The 1,206-nt window shown below is 58.8% G+C and carries 1 protein-coding gene; it reads right to left on the reverse strand.

Going from position 1 to position 1,206, the window contains the following annotated elements:
* Positions 1-26: 26 nt before the first annotated feature.
* Positions 27-1,138 (reverse strand): IS3 family transposase gene (locus HNQ36_RS25905; protein ID WP_152343881.1). Its coding sequence is split into 2 segments (ribosomal slippage): positions 27-883 and positions 883-1,138, totalling 1,113 coding nucleotides; the frame shifts between segments, so codons are not numbered across the junction.
* Positions 1,139-1,206: the final 68 nt, after the last annotated feature.

Below are 1,206 nucleotides of genomic sequence, written 5' to 3' on the forward strand. Positions count from 1 at the left end.
TGACCTGCACCCCTGATTGCCCTCGTTTATAAGTAGACTCTGTTCTGGTTTTCGTCCCTGTTTGAACGGTTGGCAAACTCGCTTGGTGTGAGCCCGTTGAGGCTCGTATGCGGTCGGTTGGTGTTGTAGTCGATCCTCCAGTCTTCGATGATCTGCCGGGCCTCGTTGAGGTTGGCGAACAGATGTTCGTTGAGGCACTCGTCGCGCAGGCGACCGTTGAAGCTCTCGACAAAGCCATTCTGCATCGGTTTGCCCGGTGCGATGTAGTGCCAGTCGATGCCAAGCTCTTCCTGCCAAGCCAATACAGCGTTCGACGTAAACTCGGTGCCGTTGTCGCTCACGATCATCCGGGGGCAACCTCGGCTCTCGATGATCTGATCGAGTTCGCGCAGCACCCGCCGGGCGGTCAGCGATGTGTCGATGACCAGCCCGAGGCATTCCCGGGTGAAGTCGTCGACCAAGGTCAGGATACGGAAGCGCCGACCGCTGGCAAGCGTGTCCATGACGAAGTCGAGCGACCAGCGCAGGTTTTGATCCTGCGGGATTGTCATCGGTGCCCGCGTGCCGAGCGCCCGTTTGCGACCGCCGCGTTTGCGCACTGAGAGCCGTTCTTCCCTGTAAAGCCGATACAGCTTCTTGTGATTAATACGGACGCCTTGCCGCGCCAGCAGCAGGCCCAGGCGACGATAGCCGAACCGCCGTCGTTGCGAAGCCAGTTCCCTCAGCTTGATCCGCAAGGCTTCATCATCGGATCGCGTCGACGCATACCGATAGGTCTTCGGTTGCAAGCCGACCAGATCGCAGGCCCGTCGCTGCGAGTAGCTCTTTTCACTGACCGCCCAGGTCACAGCACGTCTCCGCAAGCTGGGCGTCAGAAGTTTTTTCCGAGCATCTCCTTCAGCGTCGACACGTCCAGCATCGACTCCGCCAGCAGCTTCTTCAGTTTGCGGTTCTCTTCCTCTAGCGCCTTCAGCTTGCGCGCCTCGGAGATCTCCATGCCGCCATAGCGCGAACGCCACTTGTAGAAGGTCGCATCACTGATGCCGTGCTTGCGGCACAGATCGCTCGCCGAAACCCCGGCGGCATGCTCCTTCAAGACCTTGATAATCTGCTCTTCGGTAAACCTGCTCTTACGCATCGTCTGTCTCCTGGCTGGAGAACAGAAATCCTAACTCAAAATCGAGGGCGTTTCAGGGGTGCAGGTCA

This window comes from Afipia massiliensis (assembly GCF_014203115.1).
Lineage (GTDB): Bacteria > Pseudomonadota > Alphaproteobacteria > Rhizobiales > Xanthobacteraceae > Afipia > Afipia massiliensis.